Raw genomic sequence first — 26832 nt, forward strand, 5'->3', positions numbered from 1 at the left:
GCCGATCGTGCGGTCGGCGCAACTGAAACGACAAGAACGACGAGTTCCACCGGTGGGAGCCGGTACGGGGTGCGAAGGAGGTGAGCGGCGACATGGCCGATCGTGACGAACCGACCGGAGCGTTGGTCCGTCCATACGCCGTGACCCGTGGTCGAACCCGTCCCCGGCTCGACATCGCGCTGGAGGCGCTCGTCGAGACGACGGTGCGCGGTCGGGCCGCTGCCAATGGCAACGGCGGCGGCCGCGAACACCAGTACATCGCCGCACTGTGTGACGGACGCGTGCAGTCGCTCGCCGAGATCGCGGCGCGGATGCAGCTACCGCTCGGTGTGGCCCGGGTGCTCATCGCCGACATGGCGACGGACGGCCTGGTCGCGGTCCACGAGCCGACCATCCTGGACGACTCCGACGACGCGGTGGGCACTGAACTGCTGGAGAGGGTGCTGAGTGGACTTCGCAGGCTCTGACATGTCGCACCGCCCACCGAACCCGAGTGGGCGCGTGACGTCGGCGAAGATCGTTATCGCCGGTGGATTCGGCGTCGGTAAGACGACGCTGGTCGGCTCGGTCTCGGAGATCACGCCGCTGACCACCGAGGCCATCATGACCTCCGCCGGCGTGGGCGTCGACGACACCCGGCAGGTGCCGGGCAAGACGACGACCACGGTGGCCATGGACTTCGGCCGGATCTCGATCGACCGTGACCTGATCCTGTACCTGTTCGGTACGCCGGGTCAGACCCGATTCTGGTTCATGTGGGACGAACTGGTGCGGGGCGCGATCGGCGCGGTCGTGCTGGTGGACACCCGCCGGCTGGCCGACTGCTTCGCGGCGATCGACTTCTTCGAGCACCGGCGGCTGCCGTACCTGGTGGCCATCAACTGCTTCGACGGAATGCAGTACCACGACCCGCAGGACGTCCGGGACGCCTTGGCGATCTCGAGCGACGTGCCGGTGGTGGCCTGCGACGCCCGTAACCGGGAGTCGACGAAGCACGTGCTGATCTCGCTTGTCGAGTACGTGCTCACCATGCGCCGTACGCGCGCCGTCGCCCCGGCCTGATCGGGACGCTCTCGCGCCCGGTGGTGGCTCCGGCCGCCACCGGGCGCTGAATGCTGTCCGCCGCCCCACGCCCCAGAGATCTTGGAAGGCGACGGCCCCTCCGAGGGCGGTTTCCTTCCAAGATCTCTTGCGTTGGCGCCGGACCGGTAGCCCGTACGTGCGCCGTGCCCGTTCTGCTGGCTCCTGAACGCACTTCCGCCCCTAGCCGGTGTACGGCTGAGGGCGGAAGGAACGCGTACGCGAGAGCGACGCTCAGGACTGGTAGCCGGCGGAGCGGTACTCGTACTCCCGGTCGTCGTCGCGGTCCCCGTGGTCGCGGCTGAAGTCCCAGCCACCGGCGGCCTCCCGGCCCGGTCGGCCACCCACCGCGAACCCGCCGATCTCCTGCCCGCGACGCCAGCCGCGGAAGTAGCCTGTGGTGTTCTCCGCGAGGCTCGCCGCGTCACGCACTATGCGCAACGGGCGCTCCTCGCGTAGCGGGGAGCCTGGAACCAGGTTGGCCTGGGGGACGCGCTTCGGCAGCCCGGCGTTGGTCTCGGCGCCCACCGCGGGACGGGCTGCCTGCTCGGCGGCCTGCCACCCGGTGTCGGCAGTGGTCGACCAGTCCAGGTCGGACTCTTCCTCGGTGTGCCCGACGAACCACGCCGACTTGGCCTGCGCGAAGATCAGCAGATCACCGTCGCCCTCGTCGGCCACCGGCGGCGGCCGGTGCTCCATCGGCGGCGGCCGGTGCTCCATCGGAGGAGGCGGCCGGTGCTCCATCGGAGGAGGCGGCCGGTGCTCGGCGGTCCGCTCGACGCGGGGCGCCTGACGGTTGCGGGCGGCCTGCTCGCGGTCGACGAGTCGTAGCGGCGGCGTGTCCAGGCGGGGGTCGCCAGCGGGCGGGTTGAGCCCTTCCCGCAGTGCCCGGTCCGCCAGCGGCGGCGGCTCGACCAGCCGCAGCATGGGGGGCTCCTGAGGCAGGTCGTCGGCCAGCCAGGGCGGCGTGACCCGACCGTCGGCCCGGCCCGGATCGGTCGGGGCGTCGACGCGACCGCCGCCGTACGGGTAGGCGACCGGGTTGTTCGGCGAGCTGTCGGCCGGGTCCTCCGGGTTGTTGACCAGGGGCCAGTTCGCCCGGGAACCCGGGGGCGCCGACTCCTGGCCCGGTCGGGGAGCGGGCACCGGGATGCTGAGGTCGGTGGCGCTGAACCCGCCGGTGGGCGGCTCCTCGACCGACCGCTGCACGTGGCTCTGCCGCTCGCCGTTGGTCTTCGGGCGGGGCGGAATGACCGTACGCTGCCGTTCGGCCCGCGCGTGGTTGATCGCGGCGGTGGTCAGGGTCGGCCGGAACGGCTCGCCCGCCTCGGCCGGCGGCACACTGCCGCGCTGCGCCGGCGCGATGGGGGTGATCCCCGGCGGCGGGGGCGGCGGCGACGAGACCGGTCGGTTGGTCGGGCCGTCGATCCGGCTCGGCATCGGTTCGGCGCGCCCGGGCGGCGCGGACACCGGCGGGCCGGCGACCGCTGCCGGTGCGATCGGCGCGGGCGCGACAGGCGGCGGGGTGACCGGAGCGGGGGCGACCGGTGGCGGTCCGAGCGGGCGCGGCGAGGCCAACGGGGCGCTGCCCGGTGCCGGCTCGGGCCGGCTGCGCCGGCCGGTGACGGGTGTGGGCTCGGCGGTGACCGGGGTCGGTCGGAGCGACCGCAGGCCGGCGCTGGTGCCGGCGAGGCCGGTCAGGTCGCCTACCGATTCGCCACGACGGGCGGCGGCCCGGCGGCCCGGAGCCGGGGCGGGGTTGCTGACCCGCGCGCTGAGCGCGCTGACCAGGGCCTCGCAGCCGGCGTCGCAGGCCCGTACGGAGGCGACGGCCTGCCGGACGGTCTCGGCCACGGCGGAGGTGAGCGCCCGGTTGACGGCGGCGCGGCGCGGCGTCTCCGAGATGGCGACCCGCAGCGCGGTGACCGCCTCGTTGATCTCTGCGGCGTCGGCGACCCCGTCCGCCGCGAGATGCGCGGCGATGGCGTCCGCGGCGACGGACACCTCGCGACCACGGGCGATGGTGCCGCCGAGCATGCCCGGCTCGGGCAGCGCGTCCAGCACGGCCAGCGACACCGGCTCCGCCGGGTCCGGATAGGCGCGCAGCGCCGCCGGGTAGAGCTCCCGCAGCACCTCGCGCAGCGCCACGGCGGCGGAGTGCCGGCCGCTGGCCAGGGCGGCGTGCGCGGCGAGCACCTGCTTGTAGCCGGCGAGGTCCCGGGGAGCCGGCAGCGTGACGGCGGAGAGCGCACCGGCCTGCAACGCGCGGGCCAGACCGACGGCCCGGCGCTCGGCCGGGGGTGACTGCATCTCCTCCAGCGAGTCGTCGTCGGCGAACCGCTCGGCGAAGTCGTCCACGGAGTCGTCGTCGGCGATCGCCAGAGGCCGACCCGCCGCGCTCAGCAGCGAGGTGACCGTGTGGTCGTCGCTGTCGGCGGCGATGGCCGCACCGCTCGGCCCGCCCGAGCGTTCCACGAGCAGCGCGACGAGCTGGGCGTAGCCAGCCGCGTCGTCGCCGATCTCGCAGACATGCAGCAGACGGCCTGCGTCGTCGACCACAGCGGACGTCAGCGTCGAACCGGCCGAGGCCGGTCGGTCAGCCGGATCCGCCGAGGCCAGACCGCAGTACACGCGCACGAGCGCCACGGCGTCGTCCTCCTCCCGGGACAGGTCTTCCTACTGCCAGCAACTGATGCTCCCCGGTACGGGTCAGTCGCGCCAGTCCACCACCGCAGAGATCTTGCCGACAATGGTGCGCCAACCCAAACTCGCGGTCTGTGCCCCGATCTTCTTCAGCCGACGCCGGCCCATGAAAGCGCCGATCCCACCGTTGGCGGTGGCCCGCAGCGCCTCGTCCAGGTCGTCGAGGCTGGAGCCTGCGGAGAGCATGTCCAGAACCGCAGGCAGGCGCAACGCGTACGACAGGTCGCGGGCAGCCTCGCCGGCCTCGATCAGCAGGGTCGAATCCCAGCTGTCGTGACCGCCGCGCAGGTTCTCCACGACGAGGTCGAGTTCGTAGGTGTCCTCGTCGAGCGGCGCGATGTCGGCCGGCTCCACCCGTTCGGACAATTCATTCCAGCTGTCCAGTTGGGACAGATCGTTGGGCGCGCCGGAACGGATGAAACTGACAAGCGACTCAGGGGTCTTGAACAGCAGCAGCTTGCCCCGGTGGCTGAGGAAGACCGGCACCTCCTCGTCGTCCGCCTCGTCGGTGACGTCCTCGGCCTCGGCCTCGTCGTCATCATCGGCGGTCGCGTCGGCGTCCGTGGCGCTGTCGCGGCGACGGCGCGACGACTCGTCCTCGTCGCTGTCGGCGAACTCCTCGGCCAGCTCCTCGTCGAGGATGACGACCGTCTCGTCGTCCTCCTCCTCGATCACCTGCCGGCGGGCGAGGAACGGGTCGTCCTGGTCGCGCTCGGTCACGTCGGTAGGGGTCAGCGACCCGGCCGGCCGGTACGCCCGCAGGGTGAAACCGGTGCCGGCGGGGAGGGCGATCTCCACCGGGTCGATCCGCAGCTCGTCCCAGAGCGACCGGTCGGCCGACGCGCGGGGGGCCTCGTCGGCCTCGTCTGGCTCGGCCGAACCTGTGGTGTCGTCGAGCTCGGGCTCGTCGGCGTCGGGCCGTTGGGGCGACTGGCGGGCCACGCTGACCTCCGTGTGCTTCGGGTTGCCCACCCGCCGGCGTCTCCGGCCGGCGAGTGACTCTGGGCACATACCCTAGTCGGCGGTTCGGGAAGCCCGGAGCCCGCACCCCGGTGACCGGCCGGGCAACGTGTCGGGCCTGCGGGTGGGTGACGGTGGCGAACCGGGCGTTTGACAAGTAGCGTAGCTACACATGAAGGCCCAGGCGCTGCACGGCCACCTCGACGCCCTTCTGCTCGCCGTTCTCGAACAGGGCGCCCAGCACGGCTACGCCATCATCGAGTCCCTGCGGGAGCGCAGTGACGGCGGTCTCGACCTGCCCACCGGCACGATCTATCCGGCGCTGCGCAGGCTGGAGCGCGCCGGTCACGTGGCGAGCACCTGGAGCACTGTGAACGGTCGGGAGCGGCGGACGTACCAGCTCACCGACTCCGGCCGGCGCGCGCTGGCCGGCGAGCGCGCCGGATGGCAGGAGTTCCGTGTGACTGTCGGCCGGTTCCTCGACCCCGGCAGCCCACCTGTCACCCCCGCCTGAGCCGTCAGCGGCTCACCTCAGGGGCCGGTCAGCGGGCGGTGGCTCGCACCCAGACCCGCGCGGCGCGGGTCAGGGAGAAGTACGCCCCACCGGCCACCACCATCCCTATGATCATCGGCGGCCAGGTCAGCGCCGCGTCCCACATGTCGACCGACCAGGTGAAGAGAGCCCCGCCGGCCACGATGCCGAGGGCCAGTGTGCCGGTCAGGGCGGTGCCCACCGCACGCTGCGCCGCCGCCAGGCCCGGTCGCGATGATCGAGCGCTCGCCCAGACCACCAGCAGGCCGGTCACGGCCAGCAGCAGCTCGCCGAACCAGATCCAGTCGACCGAGGCGGACAGCAGCCGGTAGAGCGCCGGCGGCTGCGGACCGGCGGTCCAGCTCGCCCCGCGCCAGGTCAGGTCGCCGGCCGCCACCAGGACCCCGGCCACGGCCAGCATCCGCAGGGACAGGCCGCGCAGGGCGGCCACCGCCAGCTCCGCCTGCCAGGAGGGCAGCAACTGCGCCGGTGAGCCGAACTCGGCCACCGCCCGGCGCTGCGCCTCCGTGGGTGGCACACCACTCTCGCGGTACGCGTCGACGGCGTCCAGCAGATCGTGCCGCGCCTCGGTGAGCAGGTCGGACTTCATTCGCGCCGGCCCCTGCAACCGGGACTCCAGCTCGCGCAGGTGCTCCTCGACCAGGAAGCCCTCAGCATGCCGCATGACACCAGACTGCCACGGATGCGAGGGCACCCACGTCGGGGAGAACCCTGGTCCGTCCCCGAAGCGGGTCAGGGAGCCAGCGCCAGGTACCCGCGCTCGGCCGCCACCTGCAGAGACCACTGGTCCCGGTACCAGCCGGGGGTGGCGACCAGCTCGGCGTGCCGGCCGCGCTGGATCACCCGGCCGCCGTCGAGGACGACGATCTCGTCCAGGTCGGCCAGCCCGCTGAGCCGGTGACTGATCAGCAGGACCGAGTGCCCGGCGGGGGTGGCCGCGAGGGCGGAGGCGAGCACCGCATCGGCGGCGGCCGGGTCCAGCCCCTCGGTGGGCTCGTCGAGCACCAGCACCGGCGGCGCGGCGAGCAGGGCCCGGGCGAGCGCGAGTCGTTGCCGCTGGCCGCCGGAGAGCTGGCCGCCCTCCTCGCCGACCACTGTGTCCCAGCCGGCCGGCTGGGCGCGTACCCAGTCCAGCAGGCCGGCGGCCGTCATCGCCCCGGTCAACTCGTCGTCGCCCGCCCCGGCCCGCCCGAGCAGCAGGTTCTCCCGGACGGTGGCATGGAAGACGTACGCCTCGGCGAGCAGCCCACCCACGCTGTGGGGCAGCTCCTCCTCCGCGTACGAGGACAGGTCGCGGTCGGCAAGCGTGACGTGGCCGGTGCTGGGTCGGACCGCCCCGGTCAGTACGGCCGCCAGGGTGCTCTTGCCGGCGCCGCTCGGGCCGACGACGGCGATGCGCCGGCCGGCGGGCAGGTCCAGGCTCACCCGGTCCAACGCGGGTGCCGCGCCGGCCCGGTAGCGCACGCTCACCTCGACGAAGCGCAGGTCGTGCGGGTCGGCCCGGTCGGTCACCGGGGAAGTGGGCGTGGGAGCGGGCGTGTCGGCGGCGAGGAGGGCTGCCACCCGGGCCAGGCCGGGCCGCAGCTGGGTCCACTGCCGGGCGGCCGAGACCACTGCCAGCGCCACCTCCACGGCGGCCAGGGTGCCGACGGCCAGCACGCCGACCAGGACGCCCGGCACGTCGGAGGCCAGCGCGACGAGCACCACCGCGGCGGCGGTCAGCCCGGCGACCAACACGCCGGCCGCGTCCACCGCGAAGCCGGTTGCCGCCAGCCGGCGTTCCAGCCGGGCCAGTCGGGCGGCCCGCTGCTCGGCGGCGCGCAGCGCGGCGTCTGTCGCCCCGAACGCGGCGAGGTCGGCGGCGCCGTGGGTGAGGTCGACGGCGTCGGTGGCCAGCGCGCCGCGCAGTGGGGCCACCTCGGCCGCGCTGCGCCGGGTGACAGCGGTGGCCAGCGCGGGCAGTGCCACACCGGCGACCACCAGCCCGAGCGCGAGCACACCGGCCGCTGGTGGCGAGATCAACGCCGCCCCGGCCACCGCGAGCACCCCGACCACTGCCGCCGCCGAGGCGGGCACCAGCACCCGCAGCAGCAGATCCTGGACCGCCTCGACGTCGGAGACCAGCCGGCTCAGGACGTCCCCCGAGCGGTGTTGTGCGTCGCGGCGGGCCGTGAGGGTGGCGAAGACCCGGGCCCGCACGTCGGTGATCATGCGGAGGACCGCGTCGTGCCCGGCGAGCCGTTCGGTGTAGCGGAACACGCCCCGGCTGATCGCCAGCGCCCGGACCGCGACGATCGCCACGGTGAGCCGGTCCAGCGGAGGCTGCCCGGCGGCGCTCATCAGCAGCCACGTCGCGGTGGCCATCAGGGCGAGCCCGGCGAACTCGGTGGCGGCGGCGAGCAGCCCGGCGCCGACGAGCCGACCCAGGTACGGGCGGGCCAGCCGCAGGACCGCGCGCTCGGCGGTGGCCTTCCCGGCCGCTGTCACGCGGGCCACCGCCTCCGGCCCGTGGTCCGCGCTCATCGAGCCGCCTTTCCGGTCGGTTCGGGCGTCAGCTCGGTGACCCGGCCGTCCTCGACACGCAGGACCCGGTCGGCGTCGGCCAGCAGCGCCGGCCGGTGCGCCACCAGCAGCGCCGTTCGCCCGGCGACCAGCCGGCGGGTGGCGTCGAGCACCACCGCCTCGGCGGCCGTGTCCAGCCGTGCCGTGGGCTCGTCGAGCAGCACCACCGGGGCGTCGCGCAGGAACGCCCGGGCCAGCGCGACGCGCTGCCGCTGGCCGCTGGACAGGCCGTGCCCACGCTCCCCGAGCAGCGTGGTCAGCCCGTCGGGCAGGCCGGCCACCACGTCGTCGAGGGCCGCGTCGTGGACCGCAGCGGCGAGCGCCTCGGGCGACGTGTCCGCTGCGCCGAGCCGGATGTTGTCGGCGAGCGAGGCGGCGAAGAGGTGAGCGCGCTGCGGCACCCAGGCGAGCTGCCGACGCCAGGCGTCCTGGTCGGCGGTGGCGAGGTCGACGCCGCCGACGGTGATCCGGCCGCTGGTCGGGGCCACGAAGCCGAGCAGCAGACCGAGCAGGGTGCTCTTGCCGGCGCCGCTGGGCCCGATGATCGCGATCCGTTCGCCGGGTCGGACGGTAAGTGTCACGTCGCGCAGCGCGGTGGTCCGCTCGTACGCCACTGTCACGGCCTCGAACCGGATCTCACCGCGACCGTCCGGGATGGCCGCGCCCTCGGCGGCGCGTGGGGTGGTGGGCGCGGCCGAGACGGTGAGCGCCTCGTCGAGCGCGGTGAGCCCCTCCATGCTGGCGTGGAAGCGGCTGCCCGCGGCCCGCAGCGGCAGGTACGCCTCGGGGGTGAGTAGCAGCACCAGCAGCGCGGTGTGCAGCGCCAGCCCGCCGCCGAGCAGCCGGATACCGACCGGCACCGCGACCAGGGCCACCGAGAGGGTGGCGACCAGCTCCAGCACCAGCGCGGAGAGGAACGCGATCCGCAGCGTCTTCATCGTGGCGACCCGATGCCCGTCGGCCATCCGGCGGACCACCTCGGTCTGCGCCCGCGCCCGGCCGAACGCCCGCAGGGTGGGCAGCCCGGCGACCATGTCCAGGAAGTGCCCGCCCAGCAGGGAGAGTCGACGCCACTGCCGCTCGGTGGCAGCCTGTGCCTGCCAGCCGAGCAGCGCGCCGAAGACCGGGATCAGCGGCAGCGTCAACGCGATGATCAGCGCGGAGCTCCAGTCGGCGACGACGATGCGGGCCAGCACGGCCACCGGCACCGTCACGCTGAGCACCAGCTGCGGCAGGTACCCGGTGAAGTAGGCGTCCAGCGCGTCGAGCCCGCGCCCGACCAGGGTGGCCAGCTCGCCGGCCCGCTGCCCTGCCACCCAGCCCGGCCCGTGCCGTCCCACGGCGCCGAGCAGGTCGGCCCGCAGCGTGGCCTTGACCGTGGCGGCGACCCGCGCCGAGACCGTGCCCTGTGCCCAGACCAGCGCCGACCGGGCGGCGACCGCGACCACGAAACCCGCAAGCGCCGCCTGGTTCAGGCGCCCGTCGAAGGCGGTGGCGAGGACCGCCGCCAGCGCGGTGGCCTGCGCGACGATCAACGCGGCGGCGAGCACGCCAAGGAGCGCGAGCACGGCAAGATCGCGCCGGGCCGCGGGGACCCGACGCAGCAGACGCGGGTCGAAGGGACGGCGGTTCACCAGTACACCGGTGCCCTGCCGTCGGTCCGTCCCCGGAAAACCCACCAGCACATCGCCTGGAAGCCTAGTAGGGCCGGCAGCAGCGGCAGCGTCACCCAGCTAAGCAGCCGTAGCGTCGGCGCGCTGGCGGCGGCGTCGGCCACCGTCAGCGAGGCGCCCGGGTCGGTCGTGGACACCAGCACGTAGGGCCAGAGGGCCGCGCCGACAAGCGCCACCGGCAGCGCCAGGGCCGCGCCGGTGGCGATCAGGGCCCACCCCGGCCGTCGCCGCGCCAGCGCCGCGCGGGCCGCCAGCAGCGCCACGACCAGCAACACCGGCAGGAGTACGCCCAGAGCCGGTCGCTGCACGGCGTCGCGTACCCGGGAGGAGAGCAGGCCCACGACGGTGGCCACGGCGACCGCGCAGAGCGCCACCGGCACCAGCCGGCGGGCCGTGCGGCCGGCCACGGCGGCGGCGTCGGCCGGCAGTCGCAGCGTGAGGAAGGTCGCACCGTGCACCGCGACCAGGGCGACCATGGTCAGCCCGACGATCGCCGCGAACGGGGTGGCCAGGTGGGACACCCCGGCGACGTGCCCGTCGGCCTGACGGGGGACGCCCTGCAACAGCGCGGCCAGCACCGCGCCCCAGCCGAGCGCGGCGAGCGCGCTGCCGACCACGATGACCCGGTCCCAACGGGCGCGGACCCGCTCTTCGCTCGGCCGGCTGCGCAGTTGCACCCCGGCGGTGACCAGGATGACGCCGACCAGCGCGCCGGCGACCGCCGGGTAGCAGCCGGCGAGCAGTTCGCCCTCCAGCACCGGGAAGGCGCCGAACAGGATGCCCACGGCGGCGACAAGCCAGACCTCGTTGCCGAGGAAGAACGGGCCGAGAGCTGTGAGCGCGGCCCGTCGCCCGGCCGGAGAGTCGCCCCGGGCGAGCAGCAACCCGACGCCGTAGTCGTACCCGGCGAGCACGAGGTAGCTCGCGAAGAAGAGACCGAGCAGGGCGTACCAGGCGAGGTCCACGGTGAGTCTCCTTCAGTCGCTCAGGCGAGGACGGGTTCGGGGTGGGCCGGTTCGTCGGCAGGTGGGCGGCCGAGAGCCGGGTCGGCCGCGCCGCGTCCCGCGTGCCGGGCGAGCAGCACCCAGTTGGTGACGGCGAGGGTGCCCAGCAGCAGGCTGAAGCCGATCAGCGAGGCGAGCATCACCGGCGCGCCGACGGGGGAGACCGCCTGGTCGGTGGGGAGCAGCCCGTACGCCACCCAGGGTTGGCGGCCCACCTCCCGGGCGATCCAGCCGAGGATCACCGCGACGAACGGCAAAGGAACGGCGAGCAGGACGAGCCAGAGTGGGAAGCGCAGCCGGATGATCCAGTCCCGGAAGAGCAGCGGCAGCAGCAGCCAGACGCAGCCGAGGGTGAAGCCGATCAGGATCATGAAGCCCAGCCCGACGCTGGACAGGACCGGCGGGGTGTAGTCGCCGGGGCCGAACCGGGTGGTCCACTGGGCGATCAGCGCCTGCGCCTCCGGGCTGTCCCCGCCGAACTTGGTCGGCTGTACCGAGCCGACCGGGCCGAACTGGGCGAAGCCGAAACCCTGCACCATCGTGATCGCCAACGCCGCAGTGACCAGGCCGATCCGCAGGGAGGTGCGGAAGAGCGCGAAGTCGGGCGTACGCCGGATCAGGTGCCAGGCGCTGACGGCAGCCATCAGCATCCCGCCGACCAGCAGCCCGGCGGAGACCACGTGCCCGAACGCCATGCCGAGGCTGGGATTGGTGAGCAGCGCGCCGAAGTCGGTGAGGTGGGCGATCCCGTCGCGGACCTCGTACCCGACCGGGTGTTGCAGCCAGGAGTTGGCCACCATGATCCAGAAGGCCGAGGCGTACGCGGTGAGCGCCACGCCCCACAGCAGCGCGAGGTGCACGCCCTTGCGGAGCCGGTGCCAACCGAAGATCCACATTCCGAGGAACGTGGACTCCAGGAAGAACGCCACGAGCGTCTCGATCGCCAGCGGCGCGCCGAAGACGTTGCCGACGTAGCGCGACAGGCCGCTCCAGTTCAGCCCGAACTGGAACTCCATCACGATGCCCGTGGCGATGCCGAGCACGTAGTTGATCACGTAGAGCTGGCCCCAGAACCGGGTCAGCCGCTCCCACTTCTGGTTGCCGGTGAGCACCCAGGCCGTCTGCATCCCGACCAGCAGGGTGACCAGTCCGAGCGTGACGACCACGAACAGGAAGTGGATCGACGTGGTGGTGGCGAACTGCAGGCGGGCGAGGAGCAGCGTGTCCATGGCCGGCTCTCCCTAGATGTTGTCTCCCTTGTCGTAGCAACCCTACACGTAGCTTGCCTACATGTAACTCCTACTACGGCCCGTCGTAATAGATTCTACGACGGGCCGTAGTAGTAAGAGGGTGGCGGGCACGACCGCGCTCGGTCCTGGATGTGGTGGTGTCGCGGCGCGGGGATGCCCCTGCATGCTGGTTCGAGCGCGATCTCGCGCGGGTGCGCGAGGTGCGCGGCGTGTGACGCGAGGGCTGCGCGGCCGCGACGACTGCCTGGCCGCGAGGACTGCGCGGCCGCGAGGGGGCCGCGGGTCAGCTCAGGAAGAGCGTGACCGGAAGGGCGACCAGCATGGCGGCGACCGCGAGGGCCGTCGCGCCGAGGGCCCGGGGCGGCCGGTCGGCCACGAGCAGGCGCTGGACGCGTACGTCCAGGTCGCGGTCGCCCAGGCCCAGCGCACCGGCCGGAGTGACCCGGTGTCCGGCGGCGGCGAAGCGGCGTAGCGCGCCCGCCAGCGGGGCCTCGGCGTGCAGCTCGCGTGCCTTGTCGTCGGCGCGCATCTCGACCAGCAGGGCCACTCGCTCGTGCGCGTCACGGACCCAGCCGAACCACGGCAGCGCCCGGCAGAGCGCGGTGAACGGCAGCAGCACCAGATCGTGTCGTTCGTGGGCGTGCGCGCGCTCGTGGGAGAGCACGGCGGCCAGTTCGGCGCGGTCCAGCAGACTCAGGGTGCCGGCGCTCACCACCACCTGTGGCTTCACCCCCGGCAGGCAGTACGCGGCGGCGCTCGGATGGTCCAGGACGAGCGCCCCCGGCGCGGCCGGATCGTCCCGGGCCACCAGGGTCAGCAGGTCCCGGTGCCGGCGCTGGGCGCGGATGGTGCCGTGGATGCTGCGGATGGTCGTGGTGACGAGCACCGCTCCGATGCCGAAGCCCACCCCGACGCCGGCGAGGTGGAGGGCGGTCACCCCGATCGGCAGGGTGCCGTGGAAGAGGTCGGTGGTCAGCGCGAGCAGTGCGCTGCCGGTCGGCAGGTCGTACGTGCTCAGCCCGAGGGCCATCGGCAGGCCCATCGCGGAGAGGCCCAACGCCAACCCGACGGCCTGCCAGCAGACGATCGCCACCCGCGGACTGCGCCACGTCCAGGTCGAGCGGGCCAGCACCTGCGCGGTCAGATAGCAGGCCAGCATGGTGGCGGCGAAGTGCACGGCGTAGGCCATGGCGCGCGCCCTACCGTTCCGCTGCCTCGCCGGCCGGCCGCCGGCCCACCGGCCGATCCACCCGGTCGGTCAGGGCGTCGGCCCCGCCCGTGGCGGTGTCGCCGGAACTCAGCCCGGCCTCGCTGCCCAGGGCCGCCCGCAGCACCTCGGCCTCGGTGCCGGTCACCGAGCGGGCGAAGCGCACCAGCGCGGCGTCGCGGCTGCCGCCCAGGTCGAGGGCGTCGAGCATGAGCTGTGCGATGTGCGCCTCGCGGCTGGCCGCCGGCCGGTACCGCCAGGCGCGGCCCTCCCGCTCCCGCTGCACCATCCCCTTGCCGGCGAGGCGGTCGAGAACTGTCATCACAGTCGTGTACGCAAGCTCGCGGCCGTCGAGCGCGTCGGCCACCTCGCGCACGGTCACACCGTCGGACGTACCCGGGACCACGTCCCACAGCACGTCCATCACCGCACGCTCAAGATCGCCCAACCGAGTCACAACCCAATCCTACCCCCGGTAGTAGTCCCCCCACTCCCCACGCCCACCCACGCCCACCCACCCCACCCCTTGCCTGGCGGTGATCATGAGGTTGACCGGGCGGAGCGAGATCAAACACCCCGCCAACCCCATGATCACCAACCAGGGGTCGGCGGACCGGCGCAAGATCCACACAAGAACAGGGATGTTGCTGCCTCCAACGCCTCGGAGGCAGCAACATCCCTGAAGTTACGCAGATCGTGACCGCCCCACCCGGCCGCACGCCGCTGACCGGCAACCCAACCCGAGGCAGAACCCCCAAGCCGACCACCCGACGAACCCGGCCCACGTCAGGTTTTCCGGGGGGAGCCCGCCCACGCAGGGATCAAGCCTGACCGCCCGGAGTGGGCGGGCTCCCCCCGGAAAACCTCCCCCGGAAACCCAAGGCCGGGACCAGACTCACACCCCCTTGGGGTGCCACACCGTCTTCGTCTCGAGCAGCGTGGTCATCCGAGCCACGCCAGGGTCGACGGTCCAGTCGTGGTCGGCCGGGGCCGGTCGGAGCACCCGCTTGAGGTTCTCCGCGGCCCTGACCTCCAGCTCGGTGGCGAGCGAGGCGTCGGTCACGCCGGTCAGGTCGATCGCGTTGACGTCCATGTGCGCCGCCAGCGCCGGCGCGGTCTCGGTGATCGCGCCGGTGAGGATGTTCACCACCCCGCCGGGCAGGTCGGAGGTGGCCAGCACCTCGGCAAGCGTCACCGCCGCCAGCGGCTCCGACGGCGAGGCCGCCACGACCACCGTGTTGCCGGTGACGATCGCCGGGGCGATCACGCTGACCAGGCCGAGCAGCGCCGGACGTTCCGGGGCGACCACGGCGACCACACCCGTGGGCTCGGGCGCCGAGATGTTGAAGTACGGGCCGGCGACCGGGTTGGCGCCGCCGTACACCTGGGCCAGCTTGTCGGCCCAGCCGGCATACCAGACCCAGCGGTCCACTGCGGCGTCCACCTCGTCGCCGGGGATGCCCAGGGCGACGAACTGCTCGCGGCGGCCCTCCAGCATCTCGGCGGCCCGGTAGAGGATCTGACCCCTGTTGTACGCGGTCGCGCCGGCCCAACCCTTGACGGCGGCGCGGGCGGCTACCACCGCGTCCCGGGCGTCCTTGCGGGAGGCCAGTGACACATTCGAGGACTGCACGAGATACGACCGTCCCGACTCGCTGCGCGGGAACTTCCCGCCGATGAAGAGCTTGTACGTCTTGCGTACGGCGACCCGCTCAGACATTGAGGTACCCCTCCAGCCCGTGCCGGCCGCCCTCGCGACCGTAGCCCGACTCCTTGTAGCCGCCGAACGGCGAGGTGGGGTCGAACTTGTTGAACGTGTTGGCCCAGACGACGCCGGCGCGCAGCCGGTCGGCCATCCACAGAATGCGCGAGCCCTTGTCGGTCCAGATGCCGGCGGACAGCCCGTACGGCGTGTTGTTGGCCTTCTCGACGGCCTCGGCCGGTGTGCGGAAGGTGAGCACCGACAGCACGGGGCCGAAGATCTCCTCGCGGGCGATGCGGTGGGCCTGGGTGACCCCGGTGAAGATGGTGGGCGCGAACCAGAAGCCACGGTCGGGCAGCTCACACGGCGGCGACCAGCGCTCGGCGCCCTCGGCGGAGCCGGCGTCGGACAGCTCGCGGATCCGCTCCAACTGGGCGGCGGAGTTGATCGCGCCGACGTCGGTGTTCTTGTCCAGTGGGTCGCCGACCCGGAGTTGGGCCATCCGCCGCTTCAGCGACTCCAACACCCGGTCGGCCACGTTCTCCTGGACCAGGAGACGGGAGCCGGCGCAGCAGACGTGCCCCTGGTTGAAGAAGATGCCGTTGACGATGCCCTCGACGGCCTGGTCGATGGGCGCGTCGTCGAAGACGATGTTGGCGGCCTTGCCGCCCAGCTCAAGGGTCAGCTTCTTGCGGGTGCCGGCGATCGACCGGGCGATGGCCCGGCCGACCTCGGTGGAGCCGGTGAAGGCGACCTTGTCCACGCCGGGGTGTTCGACAAGCGTGCGGCCGGTGTCGCCGGCGCCGGTGACGATGTTGACCACACCTGCCGGCAGGTCGGCCTGCTGGCAGATCTCGGCGAACAGCAGCGCGGTAAGCGGGGTGGTCTCGGCGGGCTTGAGCACCACCGTGTTGCCCGCCGCCAGCGCCGGGGCGATCTTCCACGCCAGCATGAGCAGCGGGAAGTTCCACGGGATGACCTGCGCGGCGACGCCGATCGGCTGCGGGTTCGGGCCGAAGCCGGCATGGCCCAGCTTGTCGGCCCAGCCCGCGTAGTAGAAGAAGTGCGCGGCGACAAGCGGCAGGTCGACGTCGCGGGACTCGCGGATCGGCTTGCCGTTGTCAAGCGACTCCAGGACGGCCAGCTCGCGGGAGCGTTCCTGGATGAGCCGCGCGATGCGGTACAGGTACTTCGCCCGGTCGCGGCCCGGCATGGGACCCCAGACCTTGTCGTACGCCTTCCGGGCGGCGCGGACCGCACGCTCCACGTCCTGGGCGCCGGCCTCGGCGATCTCGGCGAGCACCTCCTCGGAGGCGGGGTTGATCGACTTGAAGCTGCCGCCGTCGGCAGGGTCGACGAACTCCCCACCGATATACAACCCAGAGGCGTTTTTGATTTCCACCACCGAGCGGGACTCGGGGGCGGGGGCGTATTCGAACATCGGCTATCAGTCCAGGGTGAAGTAGTCGGGACCGGAGTAGACGCCGGTCGTCAGCTTGGTGCGCTGCATGAGCAGGTCGTTGAGCAGGCTGGACGCGCCGAAGCGGAACCAGTCCGGGTCGAGCCAGTCCGCGCCGACGGTCTCGTTGACCATCACCAGGTACTTGATGGCGTCCTTGGTGGTCTTGATGCCGCCGGCGGGCTTCACGCCCACCTGCCGTCCGGTTGCCGCGCGGAAGTCACGAACCGCCTCCAGCATCACCAGCGTCACCGGCAGTGTGGCCGCGACCGGCACCTTGCCGGTGGACGTCTTGATGAAGTCGCCGCCGGCCAGCATGGCCAGCCAGGAGGCGCGACGCACGTTGTCGTACGTGGCCAGCTCGCCGGTCTCCAGGATGACCTTGAGGTGGGCGTCCCCGCAGGCTTCCTTGGTGGCCACGATCTCGTCGTAGACCTCCTTGTAACGCCCGGCCAGGAACGCACCCCGGTTGATCACCATGTCGATCTCGTCGGCGCCGGCCGCGACGGCGGCCCGGGTGTCGGCGAGCTTGATCTCCAGCGGTGCCTGACCCGACGGGAACGCGGTCGCCACGCTCGCCAGGTGTACGGCGCTTCCCCGCAGCACCTCCGCCACGTACGGGACCATGGCCGGGTAGACGCAGACCGCGCCGACGTGCGGGCAGGACGGGTCGGCCGGGTCCGGGCGCAGCGCCTTCGCGGCCAGCGCGCGCACCTTGCCGGGGGTGTCCGCCCCCTCCAGGGTGGTCAGGTCGACCATCCGGATCGCCAGGTCGATCGCCTGTGCCTTCGCGGTGGTCTTGATGGAGCGGGTGCCGAGCTGTGCCGCCCGCTGCTCCGCGCCGACCTGATCCACGCCCGGTAGGCCGTGCAGGAAGGTCCGCAGAGCGGTCTCGGATCGTCCCAGCTCGGAGAGGTCCGACCGGGCCGACGTCGTTGTCGCCGTCATGCCGAGAAGTCTACGCACCGGACGGCTGAGTGATCTTGGTCACGGTGGGCTCGGCGTGAGCGACGTCGCCGGTCCGACCGCACCCGCACCTGCGTGCCGAACGGACCGGTAGGTTGAGCGATCGTGGACGTACACGTCATTGACCACCCGCTGGCCCAGTCCCGGTTGACCGCCATGCGGGACGCGCGCACCGATTCTTCGACGTTTCGGGCGGCGCTGCACGAACTGACCACCATGCTGGTGTACGAGGCGGCGCGGTCCTTCCCCGTCGAGCGGTACGAGGTGCAGACGCCTGTCACCGGCGCCGAGGGCACGCGGCTGGCCAACCCGCCGCTGCTCGTGCCGGTGCTGCGGGCCGGGCTGGGCATGGCGGACGCCGCGCTGGGCCTGCTGCCCGAGTCCTCGATGGGCTTCGTGGGCCTGGCCCGCGACGAGGAGACCTACGAGCCGCGCGCCTACATGGAGTCGCTGCCCCGCGACCTGGCCGGGCTGCCGGTGCTGGTGCTCGACCCGATGCTGGCCACCGGTGGCTCCCTGGAGCACTCCTGCCGGTTGCTGGCCGACCGCGGCTGCACCGACATCACCGTGCTCTGCGTGCTCGCCGCGCCGGTCGGCATCGAGCGGCTGAGGCGTTCGGGTCTGCCGCTGCGCCTGGTCACGGCCTCGATCGACGAGGGGCTCAACGACAGCATGTTCATCGTCCCCGGGCTCGGCGACGCCGGTGACCGCCAGTTCGGCGGCATGCCTCGATTCTGATCGTCCACCCGGTCGGTGCCGGGTGACGGCGGGTCCGCGCGCGTGACGCGCGGACCCGCTACCGTCTCGGGCCATGACTGGTGTTGCGCTCGCCGAGGAGTTGCTGCTCCTCGCCTACGACGACTCGACCGGCAAGGCCACCATGCCGCGGATCAGCCTGGACCTGGGCATGGCGGCCGCGGTGCTCGTCGAGCTGGCTCTGGCCGGCCGGATCGCGTACGACAACGGGAACCTTGCCGTCGTCGACCCGACGCCCACCGGCGAGCCGGTCACCGACGAGGTGCTGGGCCGGATCGCCGCTGACACGCCGCACACGCCGGCCTCCTGGGTGCAGCGGCTGCGGCACGGCCTGCGCGACCGGATCCTCGGCGACCTGTGCAGCCAGGGTGTCGTGCAGGACGTCGACGAGACCGAGTTGGGCTTCATCCACGTGCACCGCTACCCGGTCGTGGACGCCTCCGTCGAGGCGGACACCCGGCAGCGGCTGACCGAGGCGCTGACCGGCGCGGCGGCCCCGGACGAGCGGACCGCCGCGCTGGCCACCCTGGTCGTGGTGCTGCGGATGGAGTCCGCGTTGGGCATCAGCGGTGCGGAGGCCGCCGACGCCCGCCGCCGGCTCCAGGAGATCGCCACCGGCGCGGGATTCTCCGGCGAGGTGAGCACCGACGACTCGGTGGTCCGTCCCTCGGTGGGCCTGGTCGTCGCCGCCCTGGGCATCGCCGTCGACCAGGCCCTCGGCCCGCGCCGCTGACCCTGCGTCTCTACACCCCGAGGGCGGCGGCGATCTCACCGCGCAGCTGCGCGATCGCCGCGCCGGCCCGGGTGCGCGCGGCCGCGACATCGCCGTCCACGACCGGCTCCACCACCTCGAGGTACGCCTTGAGCTTCGGCTCGGTCCCGGAGGGGCGGATCACCACCCGGGCCGTCGCGGTACGCAGGATGACCACGTCCGCCTCGGGCAGCAGGTCCCGGGCACTGTCGATGGGCTGCCCCAGCAGCGTGGTCGGGGTGGCCGCCCGGATCCGGGCCATCGCGTCGACGATCTCCCGCAGGTCGTCGACCCGGACGGAGAGCTGGTCGGTGTGGTGCACGCCGAACTCGGCGGCCAGCTCGTCCAGCCGGTCGGTCAACGTGCGACCCTGCGCCTTGAGGCCGGCCGCCAACTCGGCCACGGTCAGCGCGGCGGTGATGCCGTCCTTGTCCCGGACGTGCTCCGGGGCGACGCAGTAGCCGAGCGCCTCCTCGTAGCCGAAGACCAGCGGCGCGCTTCCGCCGCCGGCCCGCACGATCCACTTGAACCCGGTAAGCGTCTCGTCGTAGGGCAGGCCCCGGGCCGCGCACATCGCCCGCAGCAGCGACGACGACACGATCGTGGTGGCGTAGAGCCCGGTCACCCCGCGCCGCATCAGGTGGTCGGCGAGAAGCACGCCCACCTCGTCGCCCCGCAGCATCCGCCAGCCCCGCCCGTCTTCGCCCTCCCGGACGACCACGGCGCAGCGGTCCGCGTCCGGGTCGTTGGCGATGGCGAGGTCCGCGCCAGTGGCGTCGGCAAGCGCGATCAGCCGGTCCACCGCCCCCGGCTCCTCCGGGTTGGGGAACGAGACGGTGGGGAACGCCGGGTCCGGCTCGGCCTGCTCGGGCACCACGCCGGGGACCGGGAAACCGGCCCGGGCGAACGCCGCCGTGAGCACCGCCGCGCCCACACCGTGCAGCGGGGTGTACGCCACCGACAGGTCCCGCGGCCCGTCCGGCGCGATCACCGCGGTGGCCCGCTCGACGTACGACGCCACGAGGTCGTCGCCGAGCACCTCGCCGGGCCGGCCCAGCGGCACCTGGGTCAGCGGACCGACCGCCCGGATCGCAGCCTCGATACCGGCGTCGGCAGGCGGCACGATCTGCGCCCCGGCGCCCAGCTCGCCGCCCAGCTCCGCGCCAAGGTAGACCTTGTAGCCGTTGTCCTGGGGAGGGTTGTGGCTGGCCGTGACCATGACGCCGGCCACCGCGCCGAGCTGACGCACCGCGTACGCCAGCACCGGGGTGGGCAGTGGGCGGGGCAGCAGCAGCGCCGGCCGGCCGGCGCCGGTGGCCACCTGGGCGGTGCGCTCGGCGAACTGGCGGGAGCCGTGCCGGGCGTCGTACCCGATCACCAGGGGGCCGGTGCCGCCCTGGGCGGTGAGCCAGCCGACCAGCCCTGCGGCGGCCTGGGTGACCACGGCGAGGTTCATACCGTTCGGGCCGGCGCGCAGCGGGCCGCGCAGGCCCGCGGTCCCGAAGGTCAGCGGGCCGGCGAACCGGTCGGCCAGCTCCGGGGCGCTCGCCGGCAGCCGGTCGAGCACCGCTGTCAGCTCGGCCCGGCTGGCGGGGTCGGGGTCGTCGGCAAGCCAACGTCGGGCTTGCTCGCGAATGTCGTCGATGTCAGTGGTGTCCGCCGCCATGCCTCTTGATAGCACGGCGGCGGTTCACCGCTGTCGGTTCCCTCCGGCTCAGCCGTCGCCGGTGAGCTGGAACGTCCGCACCATCTCGTCGAAGATCGGCTTGCTCTCGGCGAACTTGGCGTCGTTCGCGGTCAGGTAGAACGAGTACGCCTTGCCGTCCTGCGCCACGCCGAGCCAGATGCCGTGCCGCATGGTGTCACCCGCGCCGCAGGTGTACTCGAATTCGGCGGCCGGCTTGTCGGCCAGCTTGGTTTCCCTGGACGCGATCTGCGCGTACGGCTTCACGCAGGTGGTCTTGGTCTTCAGGCCGTTCTCGGCCGTCTCGGCCCAGCGGGTGGAGCTGCTGGTCCACTTCTCGGTGATGATGCGCACCTTGCGGCCGCTGTCCTCCGGGTCGATGTAGTCGGTGTACGAGCCGCCGGTGGCCTTCTTCCAGCCCTTCGGCACCATGACCTGGATGCCCCGGGCCGTGTGCTCCTGCATCTCGACGGCCGAGGCCGCGGGAGCGGACGAGGTGGGCTGCGCCTGCGGGGCGCTCGGGGCGGGGTCGTCGCCGCTGGAGAGCGCCACGATGCTGATCAGCAGCACCACGGCCAGGCCGCCGGCCGCGGCGAGCTGCATCTTGCGCGGCCAGCCCTTCACGGTGGTGACGAGCTGGCCTCCGGTGGCGCGGACCTTGTCCAGGGCACTGCCGCTGCCGGCGGCCGGGGGTGGCGTCGTCGTCCAGGGCTGGCCGGTGCCCGGAACGGACCACTGGTTGCCGCCGCCGTAGGTGCTGCCGCCGATGCGCTGGGTGGCCTCCGGCGCGCCGTAACCGACCGGCTGCGTGGCGTCGGGCCGGCTGCCATAGGTGACCCGCTGGGTGGCGTCGGGGTGCGCGCCGGCGTCCACCCGCTGGGTGGCGTCCGCGCTGCCGCCGTAAGTGCGCCCGGCGGCGGGACGCTCGGGGGTGGGCATCGCGCCGGTGGGCGTGTGCAGCGGACCGGCGAGCGCGTCGGCGCTGGTCTCGTCCAACGCGGCGGCAGCGGCGGCGGCGGTGCCGGCCGGCTGTGGGCGTTCGCCCCGCCGCAGCGCGGCCAGCCGGTCGGTGAGCGACTCACCCGGGGCGAGCATGGCCCGACCGCCGATCTGGTCCTCCGGCTTCGCCTCCGGCTGGGCCGGCGGGTGCACGGGTGCCGGGCGCTGCTGCACGGGCACCACGGCGTACGGGTCGGTGACCGAGTGCACGGCGGTGGCGGTGCTGCCCAGCGGGCCGGCGAGCAGCTCCCGCAGCATTCCCCGCGAGGTGTGCACGTCCAGTCGGCGGGCCGGGTCCTTCTCCAGCAGACCCATCAGCACCCGGGTCAGGGCGCCGCTGCGCTGCGGCGGGGCCGGCGGGTCCTCCACGACGGCGTGCATGGTCTCGATGGGGTCGCCCTTGTCGAACGGCGGACGACCCTCGACCGCCGTGTAGAGCGTCACGCCCAGCGAGAAGAGGTCGCTCGGCGGGCCGAACTCCTGGCCCATGGCCCGCTCGGGTGAGATGAAGTGCGGCGAGCCGAGCACCATGCCGGGGGTGGTGAGCTGCACGTCGGTGGGCATCCGGGCGACACCGAAGTCGGTGAGCACGCACCGCCCGTCGGAGCAGATCAGCACGTTGGCCGGCTTGACGTCGCGGTGCAGCACGCCGATGGCGTGCGCGACCTCCAGGGCGCCGAGCAGCGCGATGCCGATCTTGGCGACCGCGCGGGGCGCGACCGGACCGTCCTCGATGACCATGTCGGCGAGGCTGCGGGCGTCCAGCAGCTCCATGACGATCCACGGCCGACCGGCCTCGGTGACCACGTCGTACACCTGCACCACGGCCGGGTGCTGGATGGCTGCGGCCGCGCGGGCCTCGCGCAGCGTCCGCTCGTACATGGCGTCGCGGTCGCTGGGCGCCAGACCCGGGGGAAGGACGACCTCCTTCACCGCCACGTCACGGCGCAGCAGGGTGTCTGTGGCGCGCCACACCGTGCCCATGCCGCCGTTGCCCACCGCGGACCGCAGCGAGTACCGGCCACCGATGGTGGTGCCGGGCGCTGCTCGTCCGCTGGCGGGACTTACCTGTCCGCCGCTCCACGTCGGGATCTGAGTCACAGAAAAGCCACCGGGGGAAATCGAGGGGGGCTGGGACACAACCCCCCTATCTTGCTGGTTCCGACGCCCGATGCGAAAGCCGACGCGGCGGACGTTTACCGAAGTCCACAGATCGTGCCCAGCCGTTCACCTCCCGTCGAGGTGTCGGGACGCACTGTGCGGTATCCCTCACGCGACCTTGAGCCGGGGCGTCCTACCATCCGGGGATGAGCGAACGGCGGTCAAGCGAGTCCGGTTTCCCGATCAAGGGCGTCTACACGGCGGCTGACCTTCCGGAGGACCTGGACTCCCGGCTGGGCGGCCCGGGCGAGTTCCCGTACACCCGGGGGGTCTACCCCACGATGTACACCTCCCGTCCGTGGACCATGCGCCAGTACGCCGGCTTCGGCACCGCCACCGAGTCCAACGCGCGCTACCACCAACTGTTGCGGGCCGGCACCATGGGTCTCTCGGTCGCCTTCGACCTGCCGACGCAGATGGGGTACGACTCCGACGACCCGATCGCGCACGGCGAGGTCGGCAAGGTGGGCGTGGCCATCGACTCCATCGAGGACATGCGGCTGCTCTTCGCCGACATCCCCCTGGACAGGGTGTCCACCTCGATGACCATCAACGCGCCCGGTTCGGTGCTGCTGCTGCTCTACCAGCTCGTCGCCGAGGAGAACGGGGTGCCGGGCACCGCGCTCAACGGCACCATCCAGAACGACATCCTCAAGGAGTACATCGCCCGGGGGACGTACATCTTCCCGCCGAAGCCGTCGTTGCGCCTGGTCGCCGACACCTTCGCGTACTGCCGCAAGGAGGTGCCGAAGTGGAACACGATCTCCATCTCCGGCTACCACATGGCCGAGGCCGGCGCGACGCCCGCGCAGGAGATCGCGTTCACCCTGGCCAACGGCGTGGAGTACGTCCGCGCCGCGCTGGCCGCCGGGCTCGCCGTGGACGACTTCGCGCCCCGACTGTCGTTCTTCTTCGTGGCCCGTACGACGCTGCTGGAGGAGGTGGCGAAGTTCCGTGCCGCCAGGCGGATCTGGGCCCGGCTGATGCATGACGACTTCGGCGCAAAGGATCCGAAGTCGATGATGCTGCGCTTCCACACCCAGACCGCCGGTGTGCAGCTCACCGCCCAGCAGCCGGAGGTGAACCTGGTCCGGGTCGCGGTGCAGGGCCTGGCCGCGGTGCTCGGCGGCACGCAGTCGCTGCACACCAACAGCTTCGACGAGGCCATCGCGCTGCCCACCGAGAAGGCCGCCCGGCTCGCGCTGCGCACCCAGCAGGTGCTGGCGTACGAGACGGACCTGACGGCCACCGTCGACCCGTTCGCCGGCTCGTACGTGGTGGAGGCGATGACCGCGGAGCTGGAGGCCGCCGCCGTGGAGCTGATGGAGCGGGTGGCCGACCACGGTTCGGCCGTCGACGCGATCGAGGCCGGGTTCCAGAAGCGGGAGATCGAGCAGTCGGCGTACCGGATCGCTCAGGAGATCGACTCCAGCGAGCGGGTGGTGGTGGGGCTCAACCGGTTCGCCATCGACGAGGAGGAGCCGTACGAGCCGCTGCGGGTCGACCCGACGATCGAGGCGGCGCAGGCCGAGAAGCTGGCCCGGCTGCGCGCCGAGCGGGACGCCGACGCGGTGACGCGGGCCCTCGCCGAGCTGCGCGCCGCCGCCGAGGGCTCGGAAAACGTCCTCTACCCGATGAAGGAGGCGCTGCGCGCCCGGGCCACGGTGGGCGAGGTCTGCGGCACGCTGCGCGAGGTCTGGGGGCTGTACCGGCCCACCGACCGGTTCTGACCGGTTCCGACCCGGGTGTGTCCGCCCGGGTTTGCGGGTACGCCGACGGGGTGCGTGCCGGAACGCACACGGTGTGCGGTCGGGGTGGGCGGGCGTATGTGAGCGTCCTTGTCCGGCCCGTTGCGGAGAGTGGTCGGCTTATTGTCGGAGTGTCAGTTCATCACCCCGACTAATGCGACAATTCGCAGCGTGCGGTCCATGGGTCGCGTCTCGACTCGTGGCCACCCGGTCCGGTTACGCGTAGTAGGAGGTGAGGGGGCGGATGACGGCGTTCGAACGCGATCTACCTGCGGTCCCGCACCTCGACGAGCGTCCTCAGCAGGGCATACGTGACGCTACGCGATCCGATCATCACCATAACGAGGTTGCGCAGCGTCACCGCCGGAGGTCTAGGCTGTCTGCTGTCCCCGATGATCCATCCATCTCTAGTGATCGAGAATTCGACGTGACGAGTGCGTTGACGCTGCCCACCGGCGGCCAGCTGGCGTCGTCCTGGCCGGAGACTCCGCCCGGGTCCCAGCCCCTGCCCCGCGACCTGGACCACCTCCTCGCCCTTCGGGTACCGGGGCTCATCGCCACGCGCCGTCACCTCCACTCGCACCCCGAGTTGTCAGGTACGGAGTTCGAGACGGCGGCCCTGATCGCCAGGGAGCTCTCCCTGGCCGGCCTGCACCCTCGGCTGCTGCCCAAGGGCAACGGCGTGATCTGCGACGTCAACGGCCGCTCCGACGGCCCGATCATCGCGCTGCGCGCCGACATCGACGCCCTGCCTCTGGACGACCCCAAGGACGTGCCGTACCGCTCCACCGTCGAGGGCGTCTGCCACGCCTGCGGCCACGACGTGCACACCACGATCCTGCTCGGCGTCGGCATGCTGCTGGCCCAGCTCGCCGACCTCGGCGAGTTGGACGGCCGGGTCCGGCTCATCTTCCAGCCGGCCGAGGAGATCCTGCCCTGCGGTTCGCTTGAGGTCATCGAGGCCGGCGGCCTGGACGACGTCGTGCAGATCTTCGCGCTGCACTGCGACCCGAACCTGCCTGTGGGCCAGGTCGGCCTTCGGGTCGGCCCGATCACGGCGGCCGCCGACAACGTCACCGTCCGGCTCTCCGGGCCGGGCGGGCACACCGCCCGCCCGCACCTGACAGTCGACCTGGTCGACGCCCTCGGTCGGCTGATCACCGAGGTGCCGGCCCTGGTCAGCCGCCGGGTGCCGGCCAACAGCGGGCTGCTGCTGGTGTTCGGCCACGCCTCGGCCGGCACCCGTTACAACGTGATCCCCTCCGAGGCGTCCGCCTCGGGCACCCTGCGCGTCATGGACCGCGACACCTGGGAGCAGGCTCCCAAGATCGTGGCTCAGGTGGTGCGGGACGTGATCGCCCCGACCGGCGCCACCGTCGACCTGGAGTACCTGCGCGGCAGGCCGCCGGTGAGCAACGACTCCCGCGCGATCCAGGTGCTCACCGCCGCCACCGGCGCCGCGCTCGGCCCGGAGGGGATCGCCGAGACACCGCAGAGCATGGGCGGCGAGGACTTCAGCTGGTATCTGGAGTACGTCCCCGGCGCCCTCGCCCGCCTCGGCGTGGGCCGCACCGGGCCCAACGTCGACCTGCACCGCGCGTCCTTCGACGTGGACGAGCGGGCCATCCCGGCCGGCGTACGCGTCATGGTGCAGACCGCGCTGCGGGCACTGGCGGCGGCGCGCTGACCCCGGCGGTGAGCGTCGGCGACTTCCGTCGCCGGCGCAGCACCAGCAGCAGAACCGCCAGCGGTACGCCGAACGCCACCAGCCACGGCAGCAACGCCCCCAGGACGGTGAGCAGGATCGTCATCGAGGTGACGAACGCCCCCCAGCCACCCTTGAGCCCGACCAGGAAGCCGGTCTCGGCCCTCTCCTCGGTGGTCTTCGCCGCCGGCCCGGCCAGTGACACAGTGATCGTGGACAACGCGGTCAGGTCGGCCAGTCGCCGCTTCTTGGCCTCCAGCGAGGCCAGGTCCGCCTCCCGGCGACCCAACTCGTTCTCCAACGACACCAGGTCGGCGATCGAGCTGGCGCGGGCGAGAAGCCGCCGTGCGCTGTCCACGCGCGCCCGCTGAGTGATGATCCGGGCCTCCAGGTCGACGGTCTCCTCGGTGACGTCCTGGGTGTTGATCTCCCGGCTCTCCTGCCGGCCGAGCTTCGCCACCTCCTCGACGACCCCGGCGAACTTCGCCGCCGGCACCCGTAGCTGCAACTCCGCCACCGCGTCGGCCTCGGCGCTACGCCGCTGGTCGCCGCCGATGAAACCGCCGGCCCGAGTGACCGCCGCGTTGACCTCGCGGGCGGCGTCGTCCACATTGGCCACCTGCACCCGCATCGTTCCGGTGTAGATGATCGCCCGCTGGTCGACCCGCAGGTCCGGAGCACCGGCCCCGGCCCCCGCGTCCGCGGCGCTGCCCTTGTCGGCCGCCCCGCCCTCCGCCAGCGGGGCCTTGGCCGCCGGGGCCGCCGAGTCCGCCGACCCGCTGTCGCCGGCGCTGCACCCCGCGAGAGCCAGCGCCGCCGTTAGTGCCCCTGCCGCCAGTAGTGCGCCGCGGCGTCGTCCTGCCCGTCCGTCCATCCCCGCTCCCATCGTCGTCAGCTTCAGTGGCGATA

Annotated in this window: 22 protein-coding genes; 7 read left to right on the forward strand and 15 right to left on the reverse strand. The window is 72.8% G+C overall.

Translation table 11 applies throughout. From position 1 onward, the window contains the following. Nucleotides 1-92: 92 nt before the first annotated feature. Both ACLQ26_RS17655 and ACLQ26_RS17660 read left to right on the forward strand, forming a co-directional pair. Nucleotides 93-467: a DUF742 domain-containing protein gene (locus ACLQ26_RS17655; RefSeq protein WP_354817333.1), complete on the forward strand. Its 375-nt coding sequence runs from the start codon at nucleotides 93-95 to the stop codon at nucleotides 465-467. A 1-nt stretch (nucleotide 468) separates the two neighbouring features. After that, nucleotides 469-1062, forward strand: coding sequence for a GTP-binding protein (locus tag ACLQ26_RS17660; RefSeq protein WP_007455465.1), 594 nt, complete (start codon nucleotides 469-471; stop codon nucleotides 1060-1062). 252 nt (nucleotides 1063-1314) lie between these two features. On the opposite strand, the gene ACLQ26_RS17665 is transcribed toward ACLQ26_RS17660, so the two are convergent. Next, nucleotides 1315-3750 (reverse strand): transposase, encoded by a 2436-nt coding sequence (locus ACLQ26_RS17665; protein WP_425745508.1) that lies wholly within the window; start codon nucleotides 3748-3750, stop codon nucleotides 1315-1317. Between the two features lie 39 nt (nucleotides 3751-3789). Then, entirely contained in the window at nucleotides 3790-4755 is a 966-nt protein-coding gene (locus ACLQ26_RS17670) for a DNA primase (RefSeq protein WP_425745430.1), read from the reverse strand. Nucleotides 4756-4915: 160 nt separating this feature from the next. On the opposite strand from ACLQ26_RS17670, the gene ACLQ26_RS17675 reads away from it, so the two are divergent. After that, nucleotides 4916-5257: a PadR family transcriptional regulator gene (locus ACLQ26_RS17675; RefSeq protein WP_363678359.1), complete on the forward strand. Its 342-nt coding sequence runs from the start codon at nucleotides 4916-4918 to the stop codon at nucleotides 5255-5257. A 28-nt stretch (nucleotides 5258-5285) separates the two neighbouring features. On the opposite strand, the gene ACLQ26_RS17680 is transcribed toward ACLQ26_RS17675, so the two are convergent. From ACLQ26_RS17680 to deoC, 10 genes are all read right to left on the reverse strand, one after another. Further along, complete coding sequence (locus ACLQ26_RS17680; RefSeq protein ID WP_425745431.1) at nucleotides 5286-5960, reverse strand: permease prefix domain 1-containing protein; 675 nt, start codon at nucleotides 5958-5960, stop codon at nucleotides 5286-5288. Between the two features lie 68 nt (nucleotides 5961-6028). Further along, entirely contained in the window at nucleotides 6029-7819 is a 1791-nt protein-coding gene (cydC, locus tag ACLQ26_RS17685; protein ID WP_425745432.1) for a thiol reductant ABC exporter subunit CydC, read from the reverse strand. Further along, the gene (gene cydD, locus ACLQ26_RS17690) at nucleotides 7816-9492 is read right to left on the reverse strand and encodes a thiol reductant ABC exporter subunit CydD (RefSeq protein ID WP_425745433.1); all 1677 of its coding nucleotides are present in this window, start codon (nucleotides 9490-9492) and stop codon (nucleotides 7816-7818) included. Before cydD ends, cydC begins: the two co-directional genes overlap by 4 nt. Next, nucleotides 9489-10496: a cytochrome d ubiquinol oxidase subunit II gene (locus ACLQ26_RS17695; RefSeq protein WP_425745434.1), complete on the reverse strand. Its 1008-nt coding sequence runs from the start codon at nucleotides 10494-10496 to the stop codon at nucleotides 9489-9491. The genes cydD and ACLQ26_RS17695 overlap by 4 nt, the downstream gene beginning before the upstream one ends. Nucleotides 10497-10516: 20 nt before the next feature. Further along, complete coding sequence (locus ACLQ26_RS17700) at nucleotides 10517-11764, reverse strand: cytochrome ubiquinol oxidase subunit I (RefSeq protein WP_425745435.1); 1248 nt, start codon at nucleotides 11762-11764, stop codon at nucleotides 10517-10519. A 304-nt stretch (nucleotides 11765-12068) separates the two neighbouring features. Then, complete coding sequence (locus ACLQ26_RS17705; RefSeq protein WP_425745436.1) at nucleotides 12069-12974, reverse strand: M56 family metallopeptidase; 906 nt, start codon at nucleotides 12972-12974, stop codon at nucleotides 12069-12071. A gap of 10 nt (nucleotides 12975-12984) precedes the next feature. Continuing rightward, nucleotides 12985-13449 (reverse strand): BlaI/MecI/CopY family transcriptional regulator, encoded by a 465-nt coding sequence (locus tag ACLQ26_RS17710; protein ID WP_363678371.1) that lies wholly within the window; start codon nucleotides 13447-13449, stop codon nucleotides 12985-12987. A gap of 438 nt (nucleotides 13450-13887) precedes the next feature. Continuing rightward, nucleotides 13888-14712, reverse strand: coding sequence for an aldehyde dehydrogenase family protein (locus ACLQ26_RS17715; RefSeq protein ID WP_425745437.1), 825 nt, complete (start codon nucleotides 14710-14712; stop codon nucleotides 13888-13890). Then, nucleotides 14705-16135 (reverse strand): aldehyde dehydrogenase family protein, encoded by a 1431-nt coding sequence (locus ACLQ26_RS17720; protein ID WP_425745438.1) that lies wholly within the window; start codon nucleotides 16133-16135, stop codon nucleotides 14705-14707. The genes ACLQ26_RS17715 and ACLQ26_RS17720 overlap by 8 nt, the downstream gene beginning before the upstream one ends. 6 nt (nucleotides 16136-16141) lie before the next feature. Next, nucleotides 16142-17101, reverse strand: a complete 960-nt coding sequence (gene deoC / locus ACLQ26_RS17725) for a deoxyribose-phosphate aldolase (RefSeq protein ID WP_425745439.1) — start codon at nucleotides 17099-17101, stop codon at nucleotides 16142-16144. Between the two features lie 123 nt (nucleotides 17102-17224). Between deoC and upp the strand changes: the two genes are divergently transcribed. Both upp and ACLQ26_RS17735 read left to right on the forward strand, forming a co-directional pair. Next, the gene (gene upp, locus ACLQ26_RS17730; RefSeq protein WP_425745440.1) at nucleotides 17225-17857 is read left to right on the forward strand and encodes a uracil phosphoribosyltransferase; all 633 of its coding nucleotides are present in this window, start codon (nucleotides 17225-17227) and stop codon (nucleotides 17855-17857) included. Nucleotides 17858-17930: 73 nt separating this feature from the next. Then, nucleotides 17931-18608 (forward strand): GOLPH3/VPS74 family protein, encoded by a 678-nt coding sequence (locus ACLQ26_RS17735; protein ID WP_425745441.1) that lies wholly within the window; start codon nucleotides 17931-17933, stop codon nucleotides 18606-18608. Nucleotides 18609-18618: 10 nt separating this feature from the next. Here the strand turns inward: ACLQ26_RS17735 and ACLQ26_RS17740 are convergent, their stop codons facing one another. Beyond that, complete coding sequence (locus ACLQ26_RS17740) at nucleotides 18619-20292, reverse strand: phospho-sugar mutase (protein WP_425745442.1); 1674 nt, start codon at nucleotides 20290-20292, stop codon at nucleotides 18619-18621. A 48-nt stretch (nucleotides 20293-20340) separates the two neighbouring features. Further along, on the reverse strand, nucleotides 20341-22410 hold the full coding sequence (locus ACLQ26_RS17745) for a protein kinase domain-containing protein (RefSeq protein ID WP_425745443.1): 2070 nt from the start codon (nucleotides 22408-22410) through the stop codon (nucleotides 20341-20343). A gap of 206 nt (nucleotides 22411-22616) precedes the next feature. On the opposite strand from ACLQ26_RS17745, the gene ACLQ26_RS17750 reads away from it, so the two are divergent. Both ACLQ26_RS17750 and ACLQ26_RS17755 read left to right on the forward strand, forming a co-directional pair. Then, entirely contained in the window at nucleotides 22617-24200 is a 1584-nt protein-coding gene (locus ACLQ26_RS17750) for an acyl-CoA mutase large subunit family protein (protein WP_425745444.1), read from the forward strand. Nucleotides 24201-24645: 445 nt separating this feature from the next. Beyond that, the gene (locus ACLQ26_RS17755; RefSeq protein ID WP_425745445.1) at nucleotides 24646-25905 is read left to right on the forward strand and encodes an amidohydrolase; all 1260 of its coding nucleotides are present in this window, start codon (nucleotides 24646-24648) and stop codon (nucleotides 25903-25905) included. On the opposite strand, the gene ACLQ26_RS17760 is transcribed toward ACLQ26_RS17755, so the two are convergent. Further along, complete coding sequence (locus tag ACLQ26_RS17760; RefSeq protein ID WP_425745509.1) at nucleotides 25862-26818, reverse strand: DUF4349 domain-containing protein; 957 nt, start codon at nucleotides 26816-26818, stop codon at nucleotides 25862-25864. The genes ACLQ26_RS17755 and ACLQ26_RS17760 overlap by 44 nt on opposite strands. Nucleotides 26819-26832: the final 14 nt, after the last annotated feature.

Origin of the sequence: Micromonospora sp. DT43, assembly GCF_049841645.1 — a bacterium.
In the GTDB taxonomy this organism is placed as follows: domain Bacteria; phylum Actinomycetota; class Actinomycetes; order Mycobacteriales; family Micromonosporaceae; genus Micromonospora.